The organism is Verrucosispora sp. CNZ293 (genome assembly GCF_002754655.1).
This window is the reverse complement of record NZ_PEFR01000001.1, coordinates 3,878,017-3,898,534: the sequence shown is the minus strand read 5'-3', so window position 1 is coordinate 3,898,534 and position 20,518 is coordinate 3,878,017. Positions and strand designations below refer to the sequence as shown.

Below are 20,518 nucleotides of genomic sequence, written 5' to 3'. Positions count from 1 at the left end.
GCGCCGTCGTCTCTCTCCCCACCCCCACCCCCACCCCCACCCCCACCCCCACCCCCACCCCCACCCCCACCCCCACCCCAGCCTCGTCGATCTTGCACTTTTCGTCCCCGCAAAAGCGGTCAGACCGGGTATCTCGGCGACCGAAAGTGCAAGATCGACGAGGTTGGGGGTGGGGTGCGTAGAGTGCGGAGGGTGGCGGGTGGAGAGGGCAGCGAGCGGGGGGTGGCGGTCGCGCGGGGGGTGGAGCTGTTGGTGCGGCAGGTCAGCCACTGGCAGCAGCCCCGATGGTCGGCCGCCGCGTCGGTAGGCAACGTGTCCCGAGCGGATCTGGTGCACCGGCTGGTGCAGGAGATCGCCAACCTCGCCGCGGACGCGGAGGGACAGCCACGACGAGCCGTGCCCCGGCTCGACAACGACCTTGCGCTGCCCGACCAGCTCCGGGTGGTCACCGCCGACCTGCTCACCGCAGACGCGAGCGAGGAGGCCCTGGCCCGGGCCGCCACCGAGGTGGCCGCGACCCGGACCGCGCTCTAGCCCTGGCCGTACGGGTCGGCCGGGTGGCCGATCCGTGGCGTCAGCTCAGGCGCTCGACGACCATCGCCATGCCCTGCCCGCCGCCGACGCACATGGTCTCCAGGCCGATCGTCTTGTCGTGCCATTGCAGGGCGTTGAGCAGCGTGCCGGTGATCCGGGCGCCGGTCATCCCGAAGGGGTGACCGATGGCGATCGCGCCACCCATCACGTTCAGCTTCTCCTCCGGGATGCCGAGCTGGCGGTACGACGGGATCACCTGGGCGGCGAACGCCTCGTTGATCTCGACCAGATCCACGTCGTCGATAGTCATGCCGGCGCGCTCGAGCGCCTGCCGGCTCGCCTCCACCGGACCGAGACCCATGATCTCCGGTGACAGCGCTGTGACACCTGTGGAGACGATCCGGGCCAGCGGGGTGATGCCCAACTCCTCGGCCCGCTGGGCGCTCATCACCACCACGGCCGCGGCCCCGTCGTTGAGCGGGCAGCAGTTGCCGGCGGTGATCCGGCCGTCGGGACGGAAGACCGGCTTGAGCGCGGAGACCGCCTCCAGGGTGACCCCGGCCCGGGGGCCGTCGTCGGTGCTGACCACGGTGCCGTCGGGGGTGGTGACCGGGGTGATCTCGCGGGCCCAGAAGCCGTCGACGATCGCCTTCTCGGCCAGGTTCTGGCTGCGTACGCCGAAAGCGTCCATGTCCGCGCGGCTCACGTCGTGCACCTGGGCGAGATTCTCGGCGGTCTGCCCCATGGCCAGGTAGACGTCGGGCAGGGCGTCCTGCTCGCGCGGGTCGGTCCAGACCGGCGCGCCAGCCTCGGCGCGGGCCTCGGACCGCTCGCGCGCCGGCGCGAAGCGGGGGTTCTCCCAACGGCCGAGCAGCGCCTGCGCCTCGGGCGGCAGGCCGTCGGAGCTGCCCCGGGCGTACCGGGAGACCATCTCGACACCGGCCGAGACGAAGACGTCGCCCTCGCCGGCCCGGATGGCGTGCATCGCCATCCGGGTGGTCTGCAACGAGGAGGCGCAGTAGCGGGTGAGGGTGGCGCCGGGCAGGCCGTCGAGACCCATCAGTACGGCGACCACGCGCGCCATGTTGAAACCCTGCTCGCCGCCGGGCAGGCCGCACCCGAGATAGAGATCATCGATGTCACGCGGGTCGAGCTGAGGCACCTTGTCCAGGGCCGCCCGCACGATGGTGGCGGCCAGGTCGTCCGGGCGGACTTCGCGTAGGGAGCCCTTGTGGGCCCGGCCGATGGGGGAGCGGGTGGTGGCGACGATGACGGCGTCGCGGGACGACTCAATCGGCATACGGTCACGTTAACTCGCCGGTAACTTGCAGCGGAAGTTTTCCGGCGGCCGGGAAATGTCACCCTGCGCACCCGGAGGACAGGTGAGCAGCACCCGACCGGTCAGCGACGCGGGGTGACGGCAGCCGCGGCGATCACCGCGGGCAGCAGGGCGTGTGCCCAGACCCGGTAACCGTCGGCGGAGGGGTGGTAGCCGTCGTGACAGAAGGTGCCCGCGTCGGCTCGGAACACCGGGCCGGTCTCGGTGGCGAGGTCGACCACCGTCCCACCGGCGTCGAGCACCGCACCGGTCTGCGCCCGGGCCACGCGTCGCCCCATCCATCCGACGACCTGTCGCAGAGGCGACGCGATCGCGCGTACGGCGCCGAGATCCGGGCAGGTGCCGACCACCACCTCGACGCCGGCCTGCCGCAGCCGGTGCACGGCCGCGCCCAGGTAGGCGGCGGCCTCGGTCGGGCGACGCATGCTCGTGACGTCGTTGGCACCCACCAGGATGACCGCCACGTCGGGTGGCTCGCCGAGCAGCGCCCGGGCCACCTGGGTGGCCAGGTCGGTGGAGCGCGAACCGGAGACGCCGACGCTGGACAGATACACCCGACGCCCGCCCGGCCCCTCGGCGAGCAACTCCGCCAGTTGCCCGCCGATGGTGTCGCCGAGGCGGTCCACGCCGACGCCGAGGGCGGAGGAGTCACCGAGCAGCACCAGGCGCACCGGCGGGGCACCGGCACGGCCGACTGTCGCCCGCAGCGCCAGCCCCAGCTCCGGTTGTGCGTAGCGGCGGTTGCGCGCCACCACGGCCTCGCCGGCCAGCACCGCAGCCCCGCCAAGTGCCCCAGCGAGCAGGGAGAACGCGGCGGTGCGGGCGACCCGCGCGGCGGCCCGGGAGCCGGCAGGGAGGCCGGTCATGGCGTCACCGCCAAGCCGGCGACGGAGCCGTACCGGCCCGTGATCCGCTCGTTCATGAGAATCCCTCCACTGCGGGTGAGTCGACGGTGGGGGCTGGCTGTGGCGTCGGACCGACACCGAAAAGCCCTCGCCGGCGTAGCTGCGCCCAACGGCCGGCCGGACCGCTCTCGCTGCCACGAACCTGCGTGCCGCTGACCTCCGTCCCCGGATGCCGAGCCGCCTCCTGCGCGGCCTTCGGCAAAGACCGTACGCCTTCGAGGCGCGTCGGCGAAGGCCTGCGTTCGGCGCCGTGCCCCAGCGCGGAGAGCACCGTTGGCAACAGTGCGGCGGCAGCCGCCGCGTATCCGTCGGCGGAGGGATGAAACCGGTCCCAGCCGAACATCCGCCCCGGCTCGGCGTTGAACCGGGGACCGAGCAGGTCGCCGAGGGAGACCGTCCAGCCGCCGGCCGACACCACAGCCATCGTCTGCGCGGCGGCGAGTTGCCGGCTCCACCGGCGGGCCAACCAGCGCAGCGGCGGTTGGATGGGTCGGATCGCGCCCAGGTCCGGGCAGGTCCCGACGACCACCTCGGCACCGGCCGCGCGCAGCGCCCGAACCCCCTCGACGAGATAGCGCACGGCCAGGGCCGGCGGCGTACGGTTGGTGACGTCGTTGCCGCCGATGAGGATGACGGCGACCTCGGGGTCGCACTCCAGGGCCGCCTCGACCTGGAACTTCAGCCCGGCCGAGATGGCACCCACCACGGCGAAGCGGTGCAACCGGACGGGACGCTGGAGACGTCGGGACAGGCCGGTGGCCAACAAGGCGCCGGGCGTCTCACGGCGGCGGTGCACCCCGTAGCCGGCGGCCGACGAGTCGCCGAGTATGACCATGGTGATCGCAGGTCCGGGAAACTTCGCGCCGTAGGTGCCGTCGCAGCGTGGTGGCGGTGCCTCGGCCATCGGAATGGTGCGTCGGGCCTGCCGCGCCTGACCGAGGAGCACGCCCGTCCCCGCCGCCGCGGCGGCCACCGTGGCACCCGTGCCGATGGCGGCCAGACGGGCCACCCGCAGGGCGCGCTGCCAGCGCGGACGATCCGGTACGACGGAACCAGCGACCCCCATACCGTGACACTAGCGCGCCTGTCTGACGCCCCGCTGTCGTCGTCGCGGCGCTCCGGTGCCTGGAAAACGACCGTGTTGGGTACTTGGATGGACGGTGTTGCGGCGGCGCGTCACGCTGCACGTGGAGAGGAGCACGACGATGGCGAAGACGTTGAAGCGAGGTGCCGCGTTCGTGGCCCTGGCGCGGGCGATGACCGCCGGTGCCCGGGGCGGGCCGTCGCTCGGCGCCCGGATCGGGGCGCTGCCCAGGATGATCGCGGCCACTGCCCGTGGCCAGTACGACGGTGGGCTGCGGCTGGCCATGATGACGGCCGCCACGGCCTACATCGTCTCGCCCGTCGACGTGGTGCCGGAAATGTTCCTCGCCATGTTCGGGCTGATCGACGACGCGGTGATGGTCACCTGGCTGGCCGGTGCGGTGCTCGCCGAGACCGAGCGCTTCCTGGAGTGGGAGGCACGTCGCAGCACCGTGGTCCCCGGCCACGTGGTGCCCTGACCGACGTACCCTGGGCGGGAATTCCACCTGATCCCACCCGCCCGGCCTGGCGTGCCGGTGCCGGAGCAGAAGGGCACAACGAGGTGCAGTACTACGACAACGTCGTCGAAATGATCGGCAACACGCCGCTGGTACGGCTACGCAACGTCGCCGAGGGCATCCAGGCGACGGTGCTGGCGAAGGTGGAGTACCTCAACCCCGGCGGGTCGGTGAAGGACCGGATCGCGCTGCGCATGGTGGAGGACGCCGAGGCGGCGGGGATCCTCCGCCCGGGCGGCACCATCGTCGAGCCGACCAGCGGTAACACCGGCGTCGGGCTGGCCCTGGTGGCCCAGCTCAAGGGCTATCGCTGCGTGTTCGTCTGCCCGGACAAGGTCAGCCAGGACAAGCAGGACGTGCTGCGGGCGTACGGCGCGGAGGTGGTGGTCTGCCCGACCGCCGTGGCCCCGGAGGACCCGCGCTCGTACTACAACGTCTCCGACCGGCTGGCCCGGGAGATCCCCGGCGCGTGGAAGCCCAACCAGTACGCCAACCCGGCGAACCCGCGCTCGCACTACGAGACGACCGGCCCGGAGCTGTGGAAGCAGACCGAGGGACGGATCACCCACTTCGTGGCCGGGGTGGGTACCGGCGGCACGATCTCCGGCATCGGGCGGTACCTGAAGGAGGCCTCCGGCGGCGCCGTCAAGGTCATCGGCGCCGACCCTGAGGGCTCGGTCTACTCCGGCGGCACCGGCCGGCCGTACCTGGTCGAGGGGGTTGGCGAGGACTTCTGGCCGGAGACGTACGACCGGGACGTGGCCGACGAGATCATCGAGGTCTCGGACAAGCAGTCCTTCGAGATGACCCGGCGGCTTGCCCGCGAGGAGGGGCTGCTTGTCGGTGGCTCCTGCGGCATGGCGGCCGTCGCGGCGTTGGAGGTGGCCCGCGCCGCCGGCCCGGACGACGTGATCGTGGTGCTGCTGCCGGACGGTGGTCGGGGCTACCTGTCCAAGATCTTCAACGACGCCTGGATGGCCCGTTACGGCTTCCTCGACGCCTCCGGCTCGGAGCCCACCGTCTCGGAGGCACTGGCCGGCAAGCCCGGCGGCCTGCCCGAGCTGGTCCACGTGCACCCGACCGAGACGGTCCGCGACGCGGTCGACTACATGCGCGAGTACGGCGTCTCGCAGCTGCCGGTGCTGAAGGCCGAGCCGCCGGTGGTGACCGGCGAGGTGGCCGGCTCTATCGCCGAGAAGGACCTGCTCGACGCGCTCTTCACCGGCCAGGCGCAGCTGCACGACACGATCGAGCGGCACATGGCGCCCCCGCTGCCGATGATCGGTGGCGGCCAGCCGGTCAGCGAGGCGGTGAACCTGCTGGAGAAGTCCGACGCCGCGCTGGTCCTCATCGACGGCAAGCCCAAGGGCGTCCTCACCCGCCAGGACCTCCTGGCCCACCTGGGCGCCCGCTAAGCCCAAACCCCCCACCCCACCCACCCACTCGCCAACCAGGGTGGATGGGGTGGGGGGCTAGAGGGGGCGGGTGTAGCGCAGTTGGGGGGTGTGCGTGGTGCCGATCAGGTCGAGACGTTCCAGGCCGGTGGGGGACCAGCCGCCGCGTTCGTAGAAGTGGCGGGCGTGGGTGTTGTCGCGCAGCACCCAGAGCACCGCACGACGCCAGCCCCGCGCGCGCATGCTCGCCAGAGCGTCGACCATCAGCGCCCGGCCGACGCCGCGACCTCGCTCGGTCGGCTCCAGGTGGATGGCGTTGAGCAGGCCGGTCGTCGGGTCACCCTCGTCGTCGGGGCCCAGGTAGCTGAAGCCGGCAAGTGCCCCGTCCCGCTCGGCGACAGTCATCACGTGGTCGGCCCGCTCCCAGATCCACCGCTCGGCCCAGTAGCGACCCATCGCCTCCGGCGTCGGGTCGGCCAGCGCCTCCGGCGGCAGGAACGACGAGTACGCGGCGACCCGCGAACGCTGGTGGAGCCGCCCCACCGCCAGCAGATCGTCAGCGGTTGCGACACGCAGCGTGACAGTCACCCGGCCGAGGGTACCCGCCGGGACGGCACCTGAACCGTGGCCAGATCCTCGGCGATCACCAGGTCCCCGTCGAAGTGCCGGCGGGCCTCGTCGGCGAAGCGGGCCGGATCGGCGTACCGCTGGGAGAAGTGGGTGAGCACGAGTCGGCGTACCCCCGACTCGGCCGCCACCCGCGCGGCCTGGCCGGCGGTGAGGTGCCCGACCTCGGCGGCGAGCGCCGCCTCCGACTCCAGGAACGTCGACTCGATGACCAGCAGGTCGGCGTGCTCGGTGAGGGCGTACACCCCGTCGCAGAGGCCGGTGTCCATCACGAAGGCGAACCGCTGACCTGGCCGACGCACGCTCACCTCGTCGCGGGTGACGCGACGCCCGTCGAGGTCGAGATGGCCGGTGCGGTGCAGCTCACCGACCGCCGGCCCGGCGATGCCGTACGCGGCCAGCTTCTCCGGCAGCATCCGGCACCCGTCCGGCTCCACCAGCCGATAGCCGTACGTCTCGATCGGGTGCCGCAGCCGCCGCGCCTCAAGCGTCCCGCAGCGCAGCTCGATCCGTTGCCCGTCCGCCTCGATCGGGGTGACGGCCAGCTCGGCGGTCTCGTGGAAGGAACTGGCGTGCCGCAGCCGGGCGAAGTAGTCGGCACCCCCGGCCGGGAAGTGCACCGCCACCGGATGGGACACCCGGTCCAGGGACAGCCGTTGGATGGTGCCGGGCAGGCCGAGGCAGTGGTCGCCGTGGAAGTGGGTGACGCAGATCCGGGTCAGGTCGGTGGCCGTGACGCCGGTGTGCAGCAGTTGCCGCTGGCTGCCCTCGCCGGGGTCGAAGAGGATCACCTCGTCGTCCCAGCGCAGCACGTATCCGTTGTGGTTGCGGGCCCGGGTGGGCGCCTGGCTCGCCGTGCCGAGCACCACCAGCTCGCGCATGGACACGGCCACCTCCGGTACGGATGAAGCGACCCCCGGGGCTTCCGCGCGGACGCGGGCCGGCTGGACTGGGCCGGCACCCCGGGGGTCGGGTGGCTGTCGTGGTTTCGCCGCACCGCTGCCACACGGTCCCGACGATTCTTACCGTGCCCGTCCCGGAGGACGAGCTGTGTCACTGTCGAGGACAGCGGCTAGCGGACAGCCACCTCACGAGTCCGATTGCTATACAAGTCTGGACCACCTCCTTTCCCGTGTACCGCCACGCTATCCAGCCGCCGGCCCACCGGCAACGGATTTCGATCACACTGCCGGCCGACCCGCTGTCAGGCGCTCTGGGCGATGCCGATCGGGCCCTCGCGGGGGCCGTCCGCGTTGGCCGGCTGCACCGCCAGCGACGGGAAGTCGGCCAGGTCGCCCTCCGGCTCGGCGTCCCATTCGGGGAACACCAGATCGCTCTGGAGGTAGAGACAGATCAACTGGGCCAGGTGACGCAGCCCTTCCAGGTGGGTGCGCTCGTGACCGTGGGTGGCGTCGACGCCGAAACCGAGCAGCGCCACCCGGGCGTGCGCCCCCGCCTCCACCGCCGCCGCCACGTCCGAGCGGTAGTAGTCGAAGACGTCCCGGACGAGATCCACGTCGTGTTCCCGGGCGATCGCCGCCAGGTTGCGGGTCAGGTGGTAGTCGAACGGCCCCACGCCGTCGCCCATCGCCAGGGTGGCGGAGTGTTCCCGGGACTGCTGCCCGGGAGCGACCACCGCCGCGTCCACCGAGACGATCTCGGCCACGTCGGGGTCGAGGCCGTGGGACGCGCCGTGGCCGATCTCCTCGGTCACGGTGACCAGCAGGTGCGCGGTCACGGCGGGCTTCACCCCGGCGTCGACCATCGCCTTCATGGCGGTGAGCACCGCCGCCACGCCGGCCTTGTCGTCGAGGTGGCGGGACTTGACGTACCCGCTGGGAGTGACAGTCGGGTTGGGCAGGAACGCGACGAAGTCGCCCGCGTCGATGCCGAGAGCGCGCAGGCCGGCGATGTCCTCCACCGGCTCGTCGACGCGTACCTCGACCTGCTCCCAGCCGAAACCCTGCAGGTCGACGCCCTCGTTGTAGCGGTGGCCGCTGGCCTTGAGCGGCAGCACCTGACCGGTGACCACCCGGTCCAGGTCGTCGGTGAAGATCCGTACGTGCGCGCCCTCGGCGAACCGGGCACTGTGCGTACCGATCGGCTTCAACTCCAGCCGGCCGTTCTCCTTCAGCCGCTTGACCATCCCGCCGATGGTGTCGGTGTGTACCACGATCGCCCGGTCCGCACCGGTCTCCCGGGGCCCGGGCAGGCAGGCGCTCAACGCGCCCCGGCGGGTGAGCGTCGACGGGATGCCGAGCGCCGACAGCCGCTCGCCCACGTACTGCTGCACATGGTCGGTGCGCCCCGACGGGCTCGGGATATCGAGCAGCTCGACCAGAACCTGACGGAGATAGTCCAGGTCAATGGGGAGCGGAGTGGTCTTGCGTACGGTCATGCCCCAGATGGTGCCGCACCCGCCGGCGTCCACAGCCGTTGCGGTGCCCGAGTCCCGGGAAAGAGCAGGTCCACGAAGCGTTCGGCGGTGGGCTGTGGCTCGTGGTTGGCCAGCCCGGGCCGCTCGTTGGCCTCGATGAAGACGTGCTCCGGTTGGTCCGGCGCCGGTACCAGCAGGTCGAGCCCGGTGACCGGGATGTCGATGGCGCGGCTGGCGGCGACACACGCCTCGGCGATCGCCGGATGCAGCTCTCCGGTCACGTCGTGGATGGTGCCGCCGGTGTGCAGGTTCGCGGTGCGCCGCACGGCCAGCAGCTGACCCTCGGGCAGGACGTCGTGCAGTTGGAAGCCGGCCTCGGTGACCACGTCCCGGGTCATGTCGTCAAGCGGGATGCGGGACTCACCGCCGGTGGCGGCGGCCCGGCGACGACTCTGCCGCTCGATCAGCTCGGCGATGTCGTGCACACCGTCGCCGGTGATCGAGGCGGGCCGGCGTACCGCGGCGGCCACCACCTCGTGATCGATCATGACGACCCGCAGGTCCTCACCGGAGCACAGCTCCTCCAGCAACACCTCGGGGCAGAACCGGGCGGCCAGCTCGACGGCGGCGGCCAGCGCTTCCGGGGTGCGGACGCCCACGGTGATGCCGTTGCCCTGCTCGCCCCGGGCCGGCTTGACCACCACCTGGCCCACCTCGGCCAGGAAATCCGCGTCGGCGGTGTCGCCGGTGGCGGTACGCCCACGCGGCACCGACAGTCCGGCCTCGGTCAGGATCCGGCGGGTGACCCGCTTGTCGTCGCAGCGGCTCATCGCCACCGCCGAGGTCAGCTCGGACAGCGACTCCCGGGTGAGGATGGTCCGACCGCCGCTGGTCAGCCGGAGTTCGCCCCACTCCGGGTCGGTCACCTCAACCCGGATGCCCCGCCGCATCGCCTCGTCGGCGACGATCCGCGCGTACGGGTTGAGCCCGTCGTAGCCGACCGGCATGGCCGGCAGGAACAACCGCTCGTTGATCGGGTTCTTCCGCTTCACGCAGAGCGTGGCGGTGCGGTAGAAGCCGAGCCGTTCGTAGAGCCGGATCGCCCCGTTGTTCTCGGCGAGCACGGACAGGTCCACGTACGCGCGACCCCGGGCGACCAGCCGGGCGGCCAGCTCGGTGATCAGCGCCTGCCCGGTGCCGGGCGGGGCCTGGTTGAAGTCGACGGTCAGGCACCACAGGCTGGCACCGTTGTCCGGGTCGTCGAAGACCGCGACGTGGTCGATGCCGGTGATGGTGCCGACGATCTCGCCGGTGGCCGCCTCCGCCACCAGGTGCAGGAAACGGTCGGTCGCGGCGTTGTCGACGAGCACGTCGACCGGGGCGGTGACCATGCCGTTGGCCGCGTAGATCCGGTTGACCGCGTCGGCGTCGGCGGCGTCGCGCAACCGGCGGATGCGTACGCCGGGCAGCTCGGTGCGGCCGTCGAGCGGTGCCGGCGTCTCGGCGCTACCGGCCTCCTCGGTGGTGCCGGCACCGGGACGGGGCCCGCGACGGTCCCCGCCGAGCGGCAGCCGGTAGGTGAGCGACGGGTCGATGAACAACTCGTCGGGGAGCCGGGAGACCAGCACGTGCGGATCCCGCAGGTAGATGCAGATGTCCCGGGCGCCGGCCGCCTCGGAGCGCAGCACGTCGGCGACCGCGGACTGGTCGGCGAAGGTCTGGCCGAAGACCAGCCGCCCCCAGCCGCAGTCGACTATGACGTCCGCACCGGTGCTCGGGTGCTCGTCGGTGGTCGGTTCGGCGGTGCCGCCCATGGCGATCGGATCACCGCCCGGCCCCACCCGCTCGTACCGTCTGCCCGTGCCGCGGCCCCGGTCTGTCCGGGCGACGCCGGTGGCCAGGGTGTCGGTCACGGTCAGTCGATTCCGTGGCTCTGGAGCCACATTTCCAGGAGTCCGAGTTGCCACAGCTTGTTTCCGTTCAACGGGGTCAGTTCGGCGTTCGGGGCGTCGAGCAGGGCGTTGACGTAATCGGCGCGGAACAGGTCGCGGCGGCGGGCCTCGGGCGCGGAAAGCGCGTCGCGTACCCGGTCGAGGAGCTTGCCTTCCAGGTGCGTCAGGCCCGGCACCGGGAAGTAACCCTTGGGCCGGTCGATCACCTCGTGCGGCAGCACGCGGCGGCCGATCTCCTTCAGCACACCCTTGCCACCCTGCGCCAGCTTCAGCTCCGGTGGGCAGGCGGCGGCAAGCTCCACGAACTCGTGATCCAGGAACGGCACCCGGGCCTCCAGCCCGTGCGCCATGGTCATGTTGTCGACCCGCTTGACCGGGTCGTCGGTGAGCATGATCTGCGTGTCGATGCGCAGGCCGGCGTCGACAGCTGTCTGGGCGCCCGGCCGCGCCAGGTGCGCGGCGACGAACTCCCGCGCCGGGTCCCCGTCGGCGAGCCAGTCGGGGTTGAGCACCCGGGCCAGGCCGGTGCCGTCGCGGTCGAAGAAGGCCCGGGCGTACGTGTCGAGGGCCTGTTCCCGGCCGACCTGGGCCAGCGGCGGGTACCAGTGGTAGCCGCCCAGGATCTCGTCGGCGCCCTGGCCGGACTGCACCACCTTGACGTGCCGCGACACCTCCTGGCTGAGCAGGTAGAAGGCGACGCAGTCGTGGCTGACCATGGGTTCGCTCATGGCCGCCACCGCCGCCTCCAGCGGCGGGACCAGATCCTGTGCGGCGACCCGGATCTGGTGGTGGTCGGTGTCGAAGGTCTTGGCGACCACGTCGGAGTAGCGGAACTCGTCACCCTCCCGGCCGCCGACCGCGTCGAAGCCGATGGAGAAGGTGGAGAGCCCGCGCTGCCCCTCCCCGGCCAGCAGGGCGACCACCAGGCTGGAGTCCAGTCCGCCGGAGAGCAGCACACCGACCGGTACGTCGGCGACCATCCGTCGGCGTACGGCGGTGGTGAGCGACTCGTGCAGCGCGTCCTGCCACTCCCGCTCGGACCAGTTGGCGTGCTCGTCGCGGCGGAGGAACGGAGGGTCCCAGTAGACCCGCTCGTGGCTGCGGCCGTCGGCCTCGTATACCCGGACGGTGGCCGGGGGCAGCTTGGTGACGCCGCGCAGGATGGTGCGTGGCGGCGGCACGATGCTGTGGAAGCTGAGGTAGTGACCCAGCGCGACCGGGTCGATTGTGGTGTCCACCCCGCCGCCGGCCACCAGCGCCGGCAGGGTGCTGGCGAAGCGCACCACGCCGGCGGACTCGGCGAGGTAGAGCGGCTTGATGCCGAGCCGGTCCCGGGCCAGCACCAGGCGACCGGTGTCCCGTTCGCTTATCGCCACGGCGAACATGCCGATCAGGTGATCGACGAAGTCCAGCCCCCACTCGGCGTACGCCTTGACGACGACCTCGCTGTCCCCGGTGGAGAAGAAGTGGTGGCCCTTGGCCTGTAGCTCGGCGCGCAGCTCGCGGTAGTTGTAGATGCAGCCGTTGAAGACGCCGGTCAGGCCCGCGGCGGAGTCGACGATCGGCTGGCCGCTGGCCGCCGAGAGGTCGATGATTTTCAGCCGGCGGTGGCCGAGGGCGACAGCCCCCTGTGACCACACTCCGCTGCCGTCAGGCCCCCGATCGCACATGGTGGCGGCCATCCGTTCCACCGCTGCGACGTCGGCACGCGTCGCGTCCCGTCGGAACTCCCCAGCCAGTCCGCACATGTGAGCCCATGCTGCCAGAGGATGTTGCGATTAGCCTGTTGAGGCTATGACGGTCGTGTAACAGCATTGCTAGAATCCGCGCCCCGTGATCAAGCTGCGGTCATCGCGGCCGGGCACTGTGCTGTTTCGTGCCGTCCTGGTGTCCCTTGCGGCGTTTGCGGGGCAGCGCCAGGTGTGACGAATGCCGCAATACGTACCGCATCGATGTGCTCACGGCCTCGGTGGTCTGGCGCACACACGGCGGCCGGCCCGCCGCATCGGCGGGCCGGCCGTCCGGGCGCGCGCTGCTCAGCCTGCGGTACGTGCCACGCCGACCGGGCAGCTCAGCCCGTTCGGGCCGTGGTTGCAGTACCCGTTCGGGTTCTTGGTGGGGGCGAGGTACTGCTGGTGGTAGTCCTCGGCCAGGTAGTAGTCACCGAGCCGGGCGATCTCCGTGGTGATCTCGCCCTTGCCGGCGCGGGCCACGATCGGCGCGAACGCCTCCCGGGACGCCTCGGCGATCGCGAGCTGCTCGTCCGTGCTGGCGTAGATCGCGGACCGATACTGGGTGCCCACGTCGTTGCCCTGGCGCATGCCCTGGGTCGGGTCGTGGTTTTCCCAGAAGACCTTCAACAGGTCCTCGTAGCTGATCTTCGTGGGGTCGTACACCACCTCGACCGCCTCGGTGTGCCCGGTCATCCCGGAGCAGACCTCCTCGTAGGTCGGGTTCGGGGTGTAACCACCCGCATAACCCGCAGACGTGGTGAAGACGCCGGGCAGGGTCCAGAACAGGCGCTCGGCGCCCCAGAAACACCCCATGCCGAACACGGCGACCTGGTAGCCCTCGGGGAACGGGCCCTTGAGCGGGGTCCCGAGCACCTCGTGCCGGTCGGCCACCGGCATCGCGATGGGACGGCCGGGCAGGGCCCGGTCGGGTGAGATCATCTCGGCCTTCATGCGGCGGAGGAACACGGTGGAACTCCTTTCGTACCCTTCCCCGCGTGCAACACCGGCGGACCCCGCTTCCTTACCCGCCCCGCCGCCGCTCAGGCCCGCCGGCTCAGGACGCCAGGGCGGTGTGGATCCGTTCGGCGTAGGACGTGGCTTCGGCGTCGTCGGCGTAACGGGTACGCGGCCAGAAGAAGCCACGTAGCCCGTCGCCCTTCGTCCTGGGCACCACATGGGTGTGCAGGTGCGGCACCGACTGGGACACCCTGTTGTTCATCGCCACGAACGTGCCGCCGGCACCCAGACCGGACTCGACAGCCACCGCGATCCGGCGCACCAACCCGAAGTAGCCGGCGAGAGATGTCGGTGGCAGGTCGGCGAGGGTGACGAGGTGGGTGCGGGGCACCACCAGCACATGGCCCTTGAACACCGGCCGGGTGTCCAGGAACGCCACCCCGTCCGGCTCGTCGGTCACCCGGAACGCCGGCACCTCACCGGCCACGATCCCGCAGAACACGCACCCCGCCACGCTCAGGTGACGAGCTCGGGAAGCCGACGTTCCCAGATCGCGACCAGGCGCCTTGAGGTGAGCCGCTTGATCCGTGGCCAGTCCTGCCGCAGCAACTCCGCGTTGACATAGCGCACGATGTCATCGTGCTGCCCGCAATCCATAAGTAGGCAATACAGCGTCAACCGCTCACGAGAATCTTCGACGTCGAACTCGGTCAGGCCGGACCAGGCAAGTCGTACCGGTAGGACGACGCGACCGTGATCGGGACCGGCGAGCACACCAAGCGAGGCCGGGATGCGGTCGACCACTCCGATCAGGCGGGATGGAAGGCTCTTGGTCGAGGTCACCCAGCCAGTATCACTCAGCGGTCCGACAGCGCTCCGGAGGCGAGCCGGGTTGGGTTCCAGTCGATCCGGCAAGCAGGGCGACTAACGTCTGCGGGATGACCCACGGCTTCGAGACGCTCGCCATCCATGCCGGCCAGGACCCCGAGGCCCGCACCGGCGCGGTGATCCCACCGATCTACCAGACCAGCACGTACGCCCAGGACGCGGTCGGCGCGCCGCGACTCGGCTACGAGTACAGCCGCTCCGGTAACCCCACCCGGGACGCGCTCCAGGAGTGCCTGGCCGCGCTGGAGGCCGGCCAGGTCGGCCTGGCGTTCGCCAGCGGCCTCGCCGCCGAGGACACCCTGCTGCGTACCGTCTGCGGACCGGGTGACCACGTCGTGATCCCCGACGACGCCTACGGCGGCACGTACCGGCTCTTCGCCAAGGTCGCCGAGCGGTGGGGGTTGGCGTACACCCCGGCCAAGGTCTCCGACGCGGACGCCGTGCGGGCCGCGATCCGGCCCGGCGTCACGAAGGTGGTCTGGGTGGAGACCCCGACGAACCCGCTGCTCGGCATCGCCGACATCGCCACCCTCGCCGCCGTGGCGCACGACGCCGGGGCGCTGCTGGTGGTCGACAACACCTTCGCCTCGCCGTACCTGCAACAGCCGATCACCCTAGGCGCGGACGTGGTGGTGCATTCGACCACCAAGTACGTGGGTGGGCACTCCGACGTGGTCGGTGGTGCGCTGGTGGCTGCCGACGCCGAGCTCGGCGAACGGTTGCGATACCACCAGAACGCGATGGGCGCGATCAACGGCCCGTTCGACGCGTGGCTGACCCTGCGCGGCATCAAGACCCTCGGGGTACGGATGGACCGGCACTGCGACAACGCCGAGCGGATCGTGGCGTACCTGGACGGGCACGCCAAGGTCGGTCAGGTGCTCTACCCGGGACTGCCGACGCACCCCGGTCACGAGGTGGCGGCCAAGCAGATGCGCCGGTTCGGCGGGATGATCTCCTTCCGCGCCGCCGGGGGCGAGGAGCACGCCGTCGAGATCTGCAACCGGGCCCGACTCTTCGTGCTCGCCGAGTCCCTCGGTGGGGTGGAATCCCTGATCGAGCACCCCGGGCGGATGACACACGCGAGTGCTGCCGGCTCGCCGCTTGAAGTTCCCTCCGATCTCGTGCGACTGTCTGTCGGCATCGAGACGGTCGAAGACCTGCTCGCCGATCTGGAGCAGGCGCTGGGCTGACCGCTGGCTTGGGAGGGTGGCCGTGCAGGACATCATGCCGACCTGGGTGGGCGCGACCGCCAAACAGATCGCCCGGGGCGTACGCCGGGGTGACGTCTCCGCCACCCAGGTGCTCGCCGACCACCTCGACCACGTCGCCAAGGCCGACGTCGACCTCGCCGCGTTCCGCGCGGTACGCGGCGGGGAGGCGGTCACCGAGGCGGAGAAGGTCGACGAGCAGGAGGACCTGGGTAATCTGCCGCTGGCCGGGGTGCCGGTGGCGGTCAAGGAGAACACTGCGGTCGCCGGTGTGCCGACCTGGAACGGCTCGGCCGCCGTGCGGACCGCCGTGGCGGAGGCCGACCACGAGGTGGTCCGTCGGCTACGCGGTGCCGGCGCGGTGATCCTCGGCGTCACCCGGATGCCCGAGCTGGGCCTGTGGGGCCTCACCGACGACGAGACAGCCGTCACCCGCAACCCGTGGGACCTGTCCCGTACCCCGGGTGGGTCTTCAGGTGGTGCGGCCGCGGCGGTGGCCGCCGGACTGGTACCGATCGCCCACGGCAACGATGGTCTCGGCTCGATCCGCATTCCCGCCGCCTGCTGCGGGCTGGTCGGCCTGAAGCCCGGTCGCGGTGTGGTGCCCTGTCAGCTCGGTGCGGAGGACTGGTTCGGCCTGACCGAGCACGGCATGCTCAGCACCACCGTCGCCGACGCGGCGGTCGGCTTCCAGGTGCTGGCCGGCCGGGCCCAGAGCAAGCTCGTCCCACCGCAGCGGCTGCGGGTCGGCGTGTCACTACGGTCGCCCGTGCGGGGCGTCTCACCGGACGCGCCGAACCGGGACGCGGTCGCCGCCGCCGGCCGGTTGCTGGCCGGTGCCGGTCACGACACCGTGCCGGCCGATCCGATCTACCCGACCGCGTTGGGCCTGAAGGGCATCGCCACCTGGTTCGCCGCCGCTGCGGCGGACGTGCGCGCCGCCGGGGTCGACAGGCGTGCCCTGCAACGCCGCAGTCGCCGGCACGTGGCGCTCGGCGAGTGGGCGTGGCGGCGCGGGTACGTCCGGGAGGCCGACCGGCTGGCCTGGCGCGAGCGGTCGATCGGTTTCTTCACCGACCACTCGGTGGACCTGCTGCTCACCCCGGCACTGGCCAGCGCGCCGCCGCCGGCCGCCGGCTGGTCGACCCGCTCCTGGCAGGCGAACATGCTGGCCAGCATCAGGTACGCGCCGTACGCCGCGCCGTGGAACATCGCAGGTCTGCCCGCCCTGGTGGTGCCGGTGGGTCGTCGCCCGGACGGGCTGCCGCTCGCCGTGCAACTTGTCGGCCCACCCGGCTCGGAACTGCTGCTGCTCGGCGTCGCCGGTCAGTTCGAGATGGCGAACCCGTGGCCCCGGCACGCCCCCGGTTACCCGCGCGTCGGAACGGGGTCGCCCGCCAACGCGTGATCATCTACCCTCCCGGTGCCATCACACGGGAGGTCGACCGACCATGCGCTGCCACACCTGCGACACCGACAACGACGTACGCACCGGAGAATGCCAGACCTGCCGTACGCCTGTCGGGTCGCCGGCTCTGCGTCCGGGCGTCCGGGTACGCCCGGTCCAGGGCGTCGGTCGGGCCGCGTCGGTCGCCGTCGCCGCGACCACCCTGTTCCTGCTGCTGACGGTGGCGGTGCAGCCGGTCAACGCGGTGCTCGCCGGGCGGGCCGCCGACTCCGGGGACGGCGAGGGTTTCCTGCTCACCGCGGGGATGCTGGAACTGGCGGCGGCTCTGCTGTACCAGGTCGCGTTCCTGGTCGCGGTGGTGCTCGTCATCGTCTGGACCTGGCGGGCCCGGATGAACCTGGACGCCTTCCCGGGTGTCGGGCCCACCAACTCCGCCGGCTGGGCGATAGCCGGGTGGCTGGTGCCGTTCGTCAACTTCGTGATGCCGCACCGGGTGGTGGCCACCATCGCCCGGGAGAGTCTCTGGCGGCCGAACACCCCGGTACTGGTGCACCTGTGGTGGGGCGCCTGGCTGGTGTTCCTCTTCGCGGAGCGGTTCATCGCGCGCTCGGCAGCCGAGTACGAGGCGCTGCCGGCCCCGCAGACCTCGGCGGACTTCCAGGCGTACGCCGACCACTACGTGTCGGCGACCGGCGAGTACCTGGTGCCGGCGGTGTTCTGTGTGGTGGCCGGGGGGTCGCTGGTCGTACTGATCCAGAGCATCTCCGCAGCCCAGACCGCGCGGATCGCACGGTCGATGCCCACCGGCCCGATCCTGCCCGGCATGACCATCGTGACCCCCGGGGGAACGCCGGAGGCAGTCGTCGCCGATGCCGCTCCGGCACCGGACGGACCGACCGGATCGCCCGCCGCGTCCTCGGCCGCACCGGTCGTGCCGGCGCCGGCCGCGCCGGGCCCGGCCTCGCAGGTCGAGCCCGGTCCGGCCGCTCCCGCCGCCCCGGCCCAGGCGCCGCCGGAGACTGACCGGCCGGGTGGCACGATCTAGGCATGACGGAACTGGTCAGCCTGGACGACGTGCGTGCGGCACGGGAACTGCTCGACGGAGTCGTCCGTACCACTCCGCTGGAGCCGTCCCGCCCGCTCAGCGCCGCGCTCGGCGGGCCGGTCTGGTTCAAGTGCGAGAACCTCCAGCGGGCCGGGTCGTACAAGGTGCGTGGCGCGTACGTGCGGATCTCGCGGTTGTCGGCGGAGGAGCGGGCCCGGGGCGTGGTGGCGGCCAGCGCCGGCAACCACGCGCAGGGTGTGGCACTCGCCGCCGGGCTGGTGGGCACCCACGCCACCGTGTTCATGCCGGTGAACGCGCCACTGCCGAAGGTGGCGGCGACGAAGGGGTACGGCGCGCAGGTCGAGTTGGTCGGTGCCACCGTCGACGAGTCGCTTGTCGCGGCGCAGACGTTCGCGGAGCGCACCGGGGCGGTGCTGATCCATCCGTTCGACCACCGGGACGTGATCGCCGGGCAGGGCACCGTGGCGCTGGAGATCCTGGAGCAGTGCCCGCAGGTCACCACGATCGTCACGGGCGTCGGCGGGGGAGGACTGATCTCCGGGCTGGCGGTGGCGGCCAAGGCGCTCCGGCCGGACGTACGGGTGATCGGGGTGCAGGCGGCAAGCGCGGCGGCCTTCCCGCCGTCACTTGTCGCGGGCGAACCGGTCCGGCTGCCGGCCTTCAGCACCATCGCGGACGGCATCGCTGTGGGCAGGCCGGGTGACGTCACCTTCACTCACGTCCGCAAGCTCGTGGACGACGTGGTCACCGTCACCGAGGAGGACATCTCCCGGGCCCTGCTGATGCTGCTCGAACGCGGCAAGCAGGTGGTCGAGCCGGCCGGTGCGGTCGGCGTGGCCGCCCTGCTGGCCGGTGCGGTCGAGGTGACCGCGCCAGTGGTGGTGGTGCTCTCCGGTGGCAACATCGACCCGCTGCTGATGTTGCGCGTGATCGAGCACGGGCTGGCGGCGGCAGGGCGCTATCTGCGGGTGACGGTGCGCTGCTCGGACCGGCCGGGACAGTTGGCCTCGCTGCTGAGCGAGATCGCCGAGCACCGGGCGAACGTGGTGGACGTGGTGCACCAGCGGGCCAATCCGCACCTGCGCCTGGGCGAGGTCGAGGTGGCGCTGTCGGTGGAGACCCGTGGTGTCGAACACTCCGACATGCTGATCAGTGCCCTGCGGGCCAGCGGCTACCAGGTGACGATCGCACCAGAGGCGTGACGCTGCCGCGTCACGCCTCTGGGTGGAACGGATGTGCCGGCCCGGCCGGCGGAGGACGATCAGCCGGAGAAGGGCTCGAAGCTGACCACTGTCACCTTGATGTCGGCGCCGCTCGGGGCGGTGTAGGTGCAGGCCTGGCCCGCCTTACCGCCCAGGATCGCCCGGCCGAGAGCCGACTCGGGGCTGTAGACCGTCAGGTCCGTGGTCGAGGCGATCTCACGCGAGCCGAGCAGGAACGTCTCTGTGTCGTCGGCGTCGTCGTCGAAGTAGATCGTCACGACCATCCCGGGCGCCACGGCGTCGACGGTCGGCGCTTCGCCGACCTGGGCCGTGCGGAGCAGCTCCTTCAGGTAGAGGATGCGCCCCTCGGCCTTGCCCTGCTCCTCGCGGGCGGCGTGGTAGCCGCCGTTCTCGCGCAGGTCGCCTTCCTCACGCCGGGCGTTGATCTCGGCGGCGATGACCGGCCGGTTGGCGATCAACTCGTCGAGCTCGCCCTTCAGGCGGTCGTACGCGTCCTGGGACAGCCAGGTGGCGGGCGCCTCGTTGCCATTGGACACAGGCGGTCCTCCTCGGTTGTGCGTGCTGGCTGACAGGTGAACCTCCAAGTTACCAGTGCCCTACGACAAGGAGTGTCGGCGATCACGCCGGCCGGGCGCGGGGCGGCCAGCGACGGGAGGTCGGCGATCCGCCGGCGACCGGCATGATTGGCTCCGGTGGTCACCGCCTCAGGCGGGCGGCCGGCAGCGGACGACCTCACCGATGAACGGTCGCGCCTCGGTGGCCAGCCGGTGCCGCACGGTGACGTGCCGCTGTCCGGCGGTGGCGGCGACCGGAACCTCCTCGCGGGCCACCTCGGCGCCGGCGTGGTCCCGGGCGCGCAGCACGCACACCGCCGAGCCGCCGTCCGGCAGGTTCACCCGGAAGTCGACGACCACCTGCGTGTCCGTGATGTTGCCGTAGCTGATCACCTGGGCGTCGTACGCCGGATCGCCGTACTGCCGGTAGAGCCGGACCGAGACGGCGGTGAGCGCCGCGACCACGACGACGACCAGCAGCGCGGCCAGCATCGGCCGGCGGCGCCGGAGCGCGCGGCGGCGGCCGTACCGACCGGGCGGGAAGATCGGTGCGTCCGGTCCAAGTGTGGCGTGCGTCTCGGTCACCGGCGGGTATCTCCCTGGCGTTGTTGTCAGCGGTATCGGCAAGAATGGCAGAGTCCGCCATTCCTCGTTCGGCTCGGTCGCCGGATCTGGCTCAGCGTCGCGTACGGCCGGGGTCAAATATGACAGGCCGGCGCGGTCCGGTGCCGCTACGGGGAGGAATTCGG

Annotated in this window: 20 protein-coding genes; 7 read left to right on the top strand and 13 right to left on the bottom strand. The window is 71.6% G+C overall.

The window, feature by feature from the left end:
* Positions 1-192: 192 nt before the first annotated feature.
* A complete protein-coding gene (locus CLT74_RS17640; RefSeq protein ID WP_486582385.1) occupies positions 193-534 on the top strand; it encodes a hypothetical protein in 342 nt (113 codons plus the stop codon).
* A gap of 40 nt (positions 535-574) precedes the next feature.
* Here CLT74_RS17640 and CLT74_RS17635 read toward each other — a convergent pair whose 3' ends face one another.
* From CLT74_RS17635 to CLT74_RS17625, 3 genes are all read right to left on the bottom strand, one after another.
* Complete coding sequence (locus CLT74_RS17635; RefSeq protein WP_099847519.1) at positions 575-1,834, bottom strand: acetyl-CoA C-acetyltransferase; 1,260 nt, start codon at positions 1,832-1,834, stop codon at positions 575-577.
* Positions 1,835-1,935: 101 nt separating this feature from the next.
* Positions 1,936-2,739, bottom strand: coding sequence for an SGNH/GDSL hydrolase family protein (locus CLT74_RS17630; RefSeq protein WP_099847518.1), 804 nt, complete (start codon positions 2,737-2,739; stop codon positions 1,936-1,938).
* A gap of 52 nt (positions 2,740-2,791) precedes the next feature.
* The gene (locus tag CLT74_RS17625; RefSeq protein ID WP_099847517.1) at positions 2,792-3,844 is read right to left on the bottom strand and encodes an SGNH/GDSL hydrolase family protein; all 1,053 of its coding nucleotides are present in this window, start codon (positions 3,842-3,844) and stop codon (positions 2,792-2,794) included.
* A 139-nt stretch (positions 3,845-3,983) separates the two neighbouring features.
* On the opposite strand from CLT74_RS17625, the gene CLT74_RS17620 reads away from it, so the two are divergent.
* Together CLT74_RS17620 and CLT74_RS17615 are read left to right on the top strand one after the other, a co-directional pair.
* Positions 3,984-4,340: a YkvA family protein gene (locus CLT74_RS17620; protein WP_099852240.1), complete on the top strand. Its 357-nt coding sequence runs from the start codon at positions 3,984-3,986 to the stop codon at positions 4,338-4,340.
* An 83-nt stretch (positions 4,341-4,423) separates the two neighbouring features.
* Positions 4,424-5,794, top strand: a complete 1,371-nt coding sequence (locus CLT74_RS17615) for a cystathionine beta-synthase (RefSeq protein ID WP_099847516.1) — start codon at positions 4,424-4,426, stop codon at positions 5,792-5,794.
* A gap of 57 nt (positions 5,795-5,851) precedes the next feature.
* Here the strand turns inward: CLT74_RS17615 and CLT74_RS17610 are convergent, their stop codons facing one another.
* From CLT74_RS17610 to CLT74_RS17575, 8 genes are all read right to left on the bottom strand, one after another.
* Complete coding sequence (locus tag CLT74_RS17610) at positions 5,852-6,361, bottom strand: GNAT family N-acetyltransferase (protein ID WP_099847515.1); 510 nt, start codon at positions 6,359-6,361, stop codon at positions 5,852-5,854.
* Positions 6,358-7,287 carry a ribonuclease Z gene (locus tag CLT74_RS17605; protein ID WP_099852237.1) on the bottom strand — a complete coding sequence of 310 codons (930 nt, stop codon included), beginning with the start codon at positions 7,285-7,287 and terminating at the stop codon, positions 6,358-6,360. Before CLT74_RS17605 ends, CLT74_RS17610 begins: the two co-directional genes overlap by 4 nt.
* A gap of 317 nt (positions 7,288-7,604) precedes the next feature.
* A complete protein-coding gene (locus CLT74_RS17600) occupies positions 7,605-8,798 on the bottom strand; it encodes an osmoprotectant NAGGN system M42 family peptidase (RefSeq protein ID WP_099852234.1) in 1,194 nt (397 codons plus the stop codon).
* Entirely contained in the window at positions 8,795-10,690 is a 1,896-nt protein-coding gene (gene ngg, locus CLT74_RS17595; RefSeq protein ID WP_099847514.1) for an N-acetylglutaminylglutamine synthetase, read from the bottom strand. The genes CLT74_RS17600 and ngg overlap by 4 nt, the downstream gene beginning before the upstream one ends.
* Before the next feature lie 2 nt (positions 10,691-10,692).
* A complete protein-coding gene (locus CLT74_RS17590) occupies positions 10,693-12,477 on the bottom strand; it encodes an N-acetylglutaminylglutamine amidotransferase (RefSeq protein ID WP_099847513.1) in 1,785 nt (594 codons plus the stop codon).
* Positions 12,478-12,765: 288 nt separating this feature from the next.
* Entirely contained in the window at positions 12,766-13,428 is a 663-nt protein-coding gene (msrA, locus tag CLT74_RS17585; RefSeq protein ID WP_099847512.1) for a peptide-methionine (S)-S-oxide reductase MsrA, read from the bottom strand.
* 88 nt (positions 13,429-13,516) lie between these two features.
* Positions 13,517-13,933, bottom strand: a complete 417-nt coding sequence (locus CLT74_RS17580) for an HIT family protein (protein WP_099847511.1) — start codon at positions 13,931-13,933, stop codon at positions 13,517-13,519.
* Positions 13,934-13,935: 2 nt separating this feature from the next.
* Complete coding sequence (locus CLT74_RS17575) at positions 13,936-14,262, bottom strand: hypothetical protein (RefSeq protein ID WP_099847510.1); 327 nt, start codon at positions 14,260-14,262, stop codon at positions 13,936-13,938.
* A 95-nt stretch (positions 14,263-14,357) separates the two neighbouring features.
* On the opposite strand from CLT74_RS17575, the gene CLT74_RS17570 reads away from it, so the two are divergent.
* From CLT74_RS17570 to ilvA, 4 genes are read left to right on the top strand one after another with little or no spacing between them, the layout of a single operon-like run.
* Positions 14,358-15,500: a cystathionine gamma-synthase gene (locus tag CLT74_RS17570; protein WP_099847509.1), complete on the top strand. Its 1,143-nt coding sequence runs from the start codon at positions 14,358-14,360 to the stop codon at positions 15,498-15,500.
* 16 nt (positions 15,501-15,516) lie between these two features.
* The gene (locus tag CLT74_RS17565; protein ID WP_099847508.1) at positions 15,517-16,926 is read left to right on the top strand and encodes an amidase family protein; all 1,410 of its coding nucleotides are present in this window, start codon (positions 15,517-15,519) and stop codon (positions 16,924-16,926) included.
* 43 nt (positions 16,927-16,969) lie between these two features.
* Positions 16,970-17,971, top strand: a complete 1,002-nt coding sequence (locus tag CLT74_RS17560; protein WP_099847507.1) for a DUF4328 domain-containing protein — start codon at positions 16,970-16,972, stop codon at positions 17,969-17,971.
* 2 nt (positions 17,972-17,973) lie between these two features.
* Positions 17,974-19,194, top strand: a complete 1,221-nt coding sequence (gene ilvA / locus CLT74_RS17555) for a threonine ammonia-lyase (protein WP_099847506.1) — start codon at positions 17,974-17,976, stop codon at positions 19,192-19,194.
* A gap of 59 nt (positions 19,195-19,253) precedes the next feature.
* Here the strand turns inward: ilvA and greA are convergent, their stop codons facing one another.
* Positions 19,254-19,751 carry a transcription elongation factor GreA gene (greA, locus tag CLT74_RS17550; RefSeq protein WP_099847505.1) on the bottom strand — a complete coding sequence of 166 codons (498 nt, stop codon included), beginning with the start codon at positions 19,749-19,751 and terminating at the stop codon, positions 19,254-19,256.
* 168 nt (positions 19,752-19,919) lie between these two features.
* The gene (locus tag CLT74_RS17545) at positions 19,920-20,354 is read right to left on the bottom strand and encodes a DUF4307 domain-containing protein (RefSeq protein ID WP_099847504.1); all 435 of its coding nucleotides are present in this window, start codon (positions 20,352-20,354) and stop codon (positions 19,920-19,922) included.
* Positions 20,355-20,518: the final 164 nt, after the last annotated feature.